Source organism: Bradyrhizobium sp., from assembly GCF_049798375.1.
Taxonomy (GTDB): domain Bacteria; phylum Pseudomonadota; class Alphaproteobacteria; order Rhizobiales; family Xanthobacteraceae; genus Bradyrhizobium.
This window is the reverse complement of sequence record NZ_JBARGP010000040.1, coordinates 1-6,964: the sequence shown is the minus strand read 5'-3', so window position 1 is coordinate 6,964 and position 6,964 is coordinate 1. Positions and strand designations below refer to the sequence as shown.

The 6,964-nt window shown below is 65.7% G+C and carries 6 protein-coding genes; 1 reads left to right on the top strand and 5 read right to left on the bottom strand.

The annotated features are described in order from the left end of the window. Window positions 1-207 precede the first annotated feature (207 nt). The 4 genes from WA702_RS01315 to WA702_RS01300 all read right to left on the bottom strand — a co-directional run bounded on the left by WA702_RS01315 (window position 208) and on the right by WA702_RS01300 (window position 3,668). Window positions 208-1,041, bottom strand: a complete 834-nt coding sequence (locus WA702_RS01315; RefSeq protein ID WP_425108718.1) for an ATP-binding cassette domain-containing protein — start codon at window positions 1,039-1,041, stop codon at window positions 208-210. Continuing rightward, entirely contained in the window at window positions 1,038-2,132 is a 1,095-nt protein-coding gene (locus WA702_RS01310) for an ABC transporter permease (protein ID WP_425108717.1), read from the bottom strand. Before WA702_RS01310 ends, WA702_RS01315 begins: the two co-directional genes overlap by 4 nt. A 40-nt stretch (window positions 2,133-2,172) precedes the next feature. Beyond that, complete coding sequence (locus WA702_RS01305) at window positions 2,173-3,210, bottom strand: sugar ABC transporter substrate-binding protein (protein WP_425108716.1); 1,038 nt, start codon at window positions 3,208-3,210, stop codon at window positions 2,173-2,175. Window positions 3,211-3,326: 116 nt separating this feature from the next. Continuing rightward, complete coding sequence (locus WA702_RS01300) at window positions 3,327-3,668, bottom strand: hypothetical protein (RefSeq protein ID WP_425108715.1); 342 nt, start codon at window positions 3,666-3,668, stop codon at window positions 3,327-3,329. 344 nt (window positions 3,669-4,012) lie between these two features. Between WA702_RS01300 and WA702_RS01295 the strand changes: the two genes are divergently transcribed. Beyond that, the gene (locus tag WA702_RS01295) at window positions 4,013-4,810 is read left to right on the top strand and encodes a L,D-transpeptidase family protein (protein WP_425108714.1); all 798 of its coding nucleotides are present in this window, start codon (window positions 4,013-4,015) and stop codon (window positions 4,808-4,810) included. A gap of 214 nt (window positions 4,811-5,024) precedes the next feature. On the opposite strand, the gene WA702_RS01290 is transcribed toward WA702_RS01295, so the two are convergent. Further along, window positions 5,025-6,964: spermidine synthase (locus WA702_RS01290; RefSeq protein WP_425108713.1), on the bottom strand; the 1,940-nt coding region annotated here is incomplete at its 5' end.

Below are 6,964 nucleotides of genomic sequence, written 5' to 3'. Positions count from 1 at the left end.
GAAGTGCACCTTCTCCCCTTGCGGGAGAGGGTGGATCGCCGAGGCGGAAGCGGCGGCGAGCCGGGTGGGGGGTCTGCATCCGCGGAGACAGACCCCTCATCCGGCGCGACGCGCCACCTTCTCCCGCAAGGGGAGAAGGTACACCGCCTGCTGAGCTGTTACTTGATATCCGTCCGATAGCGTCCGCTCAAACAACCTGTCTCCTACCTACGCCGCCACCTCCGCCGGCATCCGCGCACCGGTCATGAAGGCGACCGCATCCGACATCGTGTAGTCCTTCGGATCGATCACGGTGAGCCGCCGGCCGAGGCGGTGGATGTGGATGCGGTCGGCGATCTCGAACACATGCGGCATGTTGTGGCTGATCAGGACCACCGAGACGCCGCGCCGCCGCACGTCCAGGATCAGCTCGAGCACGCGGCGCGACTCCTTCACACCAAGCGCGGCCGTCGGCTCGTCCATGATCACGACGCGCGAGCCGAAGGCGGCCGCGCGCGCCACCGCGACGCCCTGGCGCTGACCGCCGGACAGCGTCTCGATCCGCTGGTTGATGTTCTGCACCGTCATCAACCCGAGCTCGGTGAGCTTCGCGCGCGCGATGCGCTGCATCGCCTTGCGGTCGAGCATGCGCAGATACCTGCCGAGCATGCCCGGCTTGCGCAGCTCGCGGCCGAGAAACAAATTGTCCGCGATCGACAGGCTCGGTGACAGCGCCAGCGTCTGATACACGGTCTCGATGCCGGCGGCCTGCGCATCGAGCGGCGAGCGGAACGCGACCGGCTGCCCGTCCAGCCTGATCTCGCCCTGGTTCGGCACCATCGCCCCCGACAGCGCACGGATCAGCGAGGACTTGCCGGCGCCATTGTCGCCGATCACACCGAGGATCTCGCCCTCGTGGAGATCGAAATCGGCGCGATCGAGCGCCGTAACCCGGCCGTAGCGTTTGACCAGTCCACGTGCTTGCAAGATCGGTGCTTGCAAGATCGGCGCCTGCAGGATCGGCTCGCCCTTGAACTCCCCCTTGGGTGCCTCCGTGCTCATGCCGACACCTTGCGGATCCACTGGTCGAGCGCGACCGCGATGATAATCAGCCAGCCGACCGTGAATTCCTGCCACAGCACGTCGACGCCCGACAGCGCGAGCCCGTTGCGAAACACGCCGACGATCAAGGCGCCGATCAGGGTGCCGATGATCGAGCCGCGGCCGCCGAACAGGCTGGCACCGCCGACCACGACGGCGGTAATGCTGTCGAGATTGGCGGTCTGGCCGGCCTGCGGGCTGACCGAGCCGATGCGGCCGATCAGCGCCCAGCCGCCGAGCGCGGAAACGAGGCCGGCCAGAACATAGACCGAGAACAGGATTCGGTCGGTGCGGATGCCGGTCAGGCGCGCGGCGTCGGGATCGTCGCCGACCGCATAGAGATGGCGGCCATAGGCGGTGCGGTTCAGCACGTACCAGATCAGCGCGACCAGGCCGAGCATGAAGAACGAGCCGGTGGTGAACCGCGCACCGAGCACGTCGACCGGCCGTCCCAGCCATTGCAGCAGCGGTGCGGCCTTGGCCACGTCCTGCGAGCGGATGGTCTCGGAGGCCGAGTACCACAGATTGAGCGCGAAGAAGATCGACCAGGTGCCGAGCGTGACGATGAACGGCGGCAGCTTGAAGCCGGTGACCAACAGACCGTTCATCGCCCCGCACAACGCGCCGACGGCGAGTCCGACGCCGAGCGCCAGCGGCGCCGGCAGGCCCATCATCACCGCGAGCTTGCCCATGATCACCGAGCTCAGCACCATGGTGGCGCCGACCGACAGATCGATGCCCGCGGTGATCACGATCAGCGTCTGCGCCACCCCGATCACGCCGATGATCGTGACCTGCTGGATGATCAGCGACAGGTTGAACATCGACAGGAAGCGGCCGCCGACCACGAGGCTGAACGCCACCACGCCGAGCAGCAGCACGATGGCGGGCACCGCGGTCGGATTGGCGTGCAGATAGTGCTGCAGCTTCCGTGGCAGCGATCGCTCGCGGACCTCGAATTCGGCGACGCGGGTATCGCTCTCCTTGCTCGCCAGCTCGAGCACGCGGACGCCCTGAGCTCCCGCGCCGATCTCGGTCCCGGTCTCGGTCATGGGCGTGATCCTTATCGCCTGGGAGGTCTGCGCCTTGTTATCAGCCCCAGCACTTCTTCAGCGCAGCCGTGCTGTCGATCGACGGCAGGTCCTCCACCGGCTTGTCGGTCACGAGCTCGACGCCCGTGTTGAAGAAGTCGAGCCCCGGCGAAGGCTTCGGCTTGCCACCGCCGGCGGCGAAGGTCTTCACCGCCTCGACGCCCTTGCTGGCCATCAGCAGCGGAAACTGCATCGAAGTCGCGCCGATCACGCCATCCTTGACGTTCTTGACGCCGGGACAGCCGCCATCGATCGACACCAGCAGCACGTCCTTTTCGCGCCCGGAAGCACGCAGCGCTTCATAGGCGCCGGCCGCCGCCGGCTCATTGATGGTGTAGACGACTGAGATCGACGGGTCCTTCTGCAGCAGGTTCTCCATCGCGGTGCGGCCACCCTCCTCATTGCCCGTCGTCACATCGTGTCCGACGATGCGCGCATCCTTCTCGTCGCCGATCCGCTTGGGATCGCCGATCTCGATTCCGAAGCCCTTGAGGAAGCCCTGGTCGCGAAGCACGTCGACCGAAACCTGATTGGCGCTGAGATCAAGCATCGCGATCTTGGCGGACTTTGCCTTCGAGGCCAGCGTCCGCGCGACCCATTGGCCGATGAACTGCCCGGCCAGGAAATTATCCGTGGCAAAGGTCGCGTCCGCCGCATTTGGCGGATCGAGCGGGGTGTCGAGCGCGATCACCAGGATGCCGGCCGCCCGTGCCTTCTCGATCGCCGGCACGATGGCACGGGAATCGTTTGGCGTGATCAGGATGCCCTTGGCGCCCGCCGCGATCAGGCTCTCGATCGCTGCGACCTGTCCCTCGTTGTCGCCGTCGACCTTGCCCGCGAAGGAGCGCAGCTCCATATCGCTGGCCTTGGCCGCCGCTTCGGCGCCTTCACGCATCTTCACAAAAAAGGGATTGGTGTTGGTCTTGGTGACGAGCCCGACAATCGGCTTGTCGGCCGCCGCGGCGCCCCCCGCCCCGAGCGCCAGCATCAGTACAGCGGCAAGTCCGGCAGATCCAAGCACACTTCCAGAACCACGCATTCGTCCCCTCCCGTTGCAACACCCGCGGTTGTCCGCGTGATTGACGCCATCCTGAACGGGAAGCTGCGCGCTGGCAAGGGGAGAGGCGACGCGCGGTGCGAACCGGCCTCGCTTAGCTAGCGGTAGCAGTGGAAGTGGCCGTAACCGTCGCGATAACCGCGGCAGTGGTGACGCCAGCCGCGATGCGGCACGCCGAAAACCCCTTCGACCGCGCCAACGGCACCGCCGACACCGGCACCGACCGCACCTCCAACCACGCCGCCCACCGGGCCGGCCGCGCGGTTGCCCTCATAGGCACCTTCCTGCGCGCCACGCACGATGCCCTGCGCGTGGACCAGTTGCGGCAACGCGAGCCAGGCGAACGCCAATGCGATGATGGCGAGCACCGCGAGCAGCGACGTCAGTCGGTGCGGCGAGCAGTCGGGAAGGACCGCCGTCTTGGCTTTGGATTTCAGCATCGTCTGTCCTGGCTTGGCAGCGGTTGGACCACGGGAGGGATTTCTGAAACGCAGATGCGGCGAAATGGTTGCCGTTTTGTGACGGATTAGAGGGGTACTGAACCACCCGGGAGGGCGCAACCTGCTCTGCCCGCCTTCCCTGTCTGCTCGCGAAAATGTCACCCTTGCGCACGTGCGGCGCCTTGCTTGCGCCGCCGCCAGCATTAAGGATGAGAGGGGTGGATGCTGGAACAAACAGCGGATTTCCGACATATTCAATGCCGGGGACGGAGAGCCGCGGTGCAATCAGAGCAAGGCCTTGAGAACAAGGCCTTTAGAGCAAGGCCTGCAGGCCAGAGGTTCATATGCGTTCTACCCTTCTCGCGCTTGCCGGCCTGATGCTGGTCGTCGGCGCCCCCGCCTGGGCCAAGGTCGATATCACCGTCGATAAGAACAATCAGATGATGACCGTCGCCGTCGACGGCGTCGAACGCTATCATTGGCCGGTCTCGACCGGCATTCCCTCGCGTGAGACCCCGAACGGAAACTTCCGCGCCTTCCGCATGGAAGAGGACCACTTCTCCAAGGAGTTCGACGACGCGCCGATGCCGCACTCGATCTTCTTCACCAAGGTCGGGCATGCGATCCACGGTACGGATTCCGAGAGCCGGCTCGGCACGCCGGCCTCGCATGGCTGCGTGCGGCTGTCCAAGGCCAACGCCACCACGCTCTACGCGCTCGTGCAGAAGGAAGGCGTGCTCAATACCACGGTGACCCTGACCGGGTCGGCCGCGGTCGCGCTGGCCCGCAATCCGCGCCGCGGCACCGCGGTGGCCCGCGCGCAGCCCGTCGAGACACAGCCGCAATATACCGATACCAACGGCGAGCCGGTCGTGTTGACGCCGCAGCCGCAGCTCCTGCCCGGCCGCCAGATCGTGCCGCAGCAGCGGGCCGACGACGGCTACATCTATCCGGCCGACGGCAGCGATACCGGCGTCCGCTATCCGGCACCGCCCGGCACCACCCGTCGCGTCTATGACGCACAAGTGGCGGCGCCGCCGCAGCAACGCTATTACGGCAATCCCGGCTATCAGCAGCGCTACTACCAGCCGCGCCCCTATCAACCGCGGGAATACTACTACGGCAACACCTACCAGGATTGAGATCGTCTCAATCGGCGTCGCACGGACAGACCAAGGCGGGCCTCGAGCCCGCCTTTTGTTTTTGAAATCGCAGGGCGGGCAAAGGCGCGAGGTACGGCGTTTGCTATGCGCTCGGCCAACGCGCGCCGTGCCACCATCCGCGGCCGACAAGATCAGCGGTGGGCACGCTACGCTTTGCCCACCCTACAAGTTGCCGCGCGATCACGCGCCTCATTCATTCCCCGTCCCTGAGCCGCCGGTAGACCGCGCCGAGAATGTTCGAATAGTCGTCGGTCCAGACCCGCTGGCCCTCGGTGGGCTCGGTCTCGGCCCATTTGTCCGACGAGGCCAGCTTGCCGACATCGGCCTCCTCGCGCGCCGAGACCACCACGTCGGTGGCGAAGATATACTCGCCGTCGCGGCCGGAATCCTCGTTATAGACCCAGCTCTTCAGATCGTTTTCGTCGGCGATGCCGACCACCACGCTCTCCAATTCGAGGTGACGGTTGGAGACGTGCATCACCACCGCGCCCTGCGGCGCCAGCCTGGACTTGTAGATCGCCATCGCCTCTTCGGTGGCGAGATGGATCGGGATCGCATCTGACGAATAGGCATCGACGATGATAAGATCGTAGATGCCGTCCGGCTCCCTGGCGAAGGTCAGCCTGGCATCACCGATCACAGGCTGGAAGTTCGGCGCGCAACTTTTGATGTAGCTGAAATATTTCGGGTCGCTCGCGGTATCGACCATGGTCTGATCGATGTCGAAGAACTTCCAGCTCTCGCCGGGCTCTGCCGCGCAGGTCAAGGTGCCGGCGCCGATTCCGATCACGGCGACCCTCAGTGGCGCCCCGTTGCTCGCCGCCTTGCGCTCGCGGATCGCGGTAATGGCCTGACCGATGCCGCCGTCCTTGTGGTAGTAGGTAATCGGCTCGGGGCGGTCGGTCGTGGGCGTGCCGTCATTGTTCAGATATTTTTCGGCGCCATGGATCGTGGTACCGTGCATCAGCACGTGATACTGGCCATCAGGCGTCACCACGATCTTGTGCACGCCGAAGAATGAGCGCACGGTCTCCACCCTGCCGCCATCGGCCGGATAGAGCCGGATCAGCACAAGCGCAATCGCGACGGTCGCGAAGATCTTCCACCTGTTCGCATTGAGCACGAGCGCGAGCAGCGCCGCGAGCACACCGACCGCGCCCGCGGCCCAGACGCGATGATCCTGCAGATCATTGGTGAGCTTGCCTGATGTCTCCGCCGGCACGATCAGCGCGAGCGCAATGACCGCCAGCACGATCCAGTACCAGCGCATCAGGCCCGGCAGCCGCTCGCCGCCATCGGCCGGGCGGCAGATCGCAGCAAGCGCGAGCAGGATCGGATATTCGGCGATCCAGGAGAAGGTGAAGGGCGCAATCAGGCCCGCGAACAAGCCGCCGATCATGCCGCCGAACGACAGCGCGACATAGAAGCCGGTGAGATATTTGGCGGTGGGCCGGGTCCGCGCGAGCTCGCCATGGCAGGCCATCGCGATCACAAAGAAGCACAGCTGGTGGCCGCCGAGCGTCAGCAGCAGGTTCTGCTCGCCGCCGACCGCGAGCAGCAGCACGACGCCGGCGATCGCGACCGGCTGCAGCATCAGCATCAGGCGATGCGGCAGCAGCGGCCGTGACTGGAATACGAGAACCCAGGTGAGCAGATAGAGCGACAGCGGCAGCACCCAGAGCAGCGGCGCCGCTGCGACGTCGGTCGAGATATGGGCGGTGACCGCGATCAGGAGCCCGGACGGTACCGCCGCGAGGAAGATCCAGCGCGAGCGCAACAGCCAGCTCGGCGCCGGCGAAGCCGTTGCCTCGGTCTGCGCATCGGCCCGCGCGAGTGCCGGCGAGCGCAACAGCAGGACGCCGCAGCCGGCGATCAGCAGCATCAGCACGCCATAGCCGGCGGTCCAGATCAGATTCTGCGTCCGCAATGTGAACAGCGGCTCGATCAGGAACGGATAGGACAACAGTGCCAGGAAGCTGCCGATGTTGGAGGACGCATAGAGGAAATAGGGATCGGGCGCCGCCGGATGCCCCGAGCGGACGAACCAGGCCTGCAGCAGCGGATTGTTGGCGGCGAGCGCGAAGAACGGCAATCCGATCGAGACCGCGAACAGACCGAGCAGCCAGAACGCAT

What these genes read in the sequence shown, in the direction of transcription:
- WA702_RS01315 (WP_425108718.1), bottom strand. Translation starts at nt 1,041, where the DNA reads ATGAGCACGGAGGCACCCAAGGGGGAGTTCAAGGGCGAGCCGATCCTG.
- WA702_RS01310 (WP_425108717.1), bottom strand. Translation starts at nt 2,132, where the DNA reads ATGACCGAGACCGGGACCGAGATCGGCGCGGGAGCTCAGGGCGTCCGC.
- WA702_RS01305 (WP_425108716.1), bottom strand. Translation starts at nt 3,210, where the DNA reads ATGCGTGGTTCTGGAAGTGTGCTTGGATCTGCCGGACTTGCCGCTGTA.
- WA702_RS01300 (WP_425108715.1), bottom strand. Translation starts at nt 3,668, where the DNA reads ATGCTGAAATCCAAAGCCAAGACGGCGGTCCTTCCCGACTGCTCGCCG.
- WA702_RS01295 (WP_425108714.1), top strand. Translation starts at nt 4,013, where the DNA reads ATGCGTTCTACCCTTCTCGCGCTTGCCGGCCTGATGCTGGTCGTCGGC.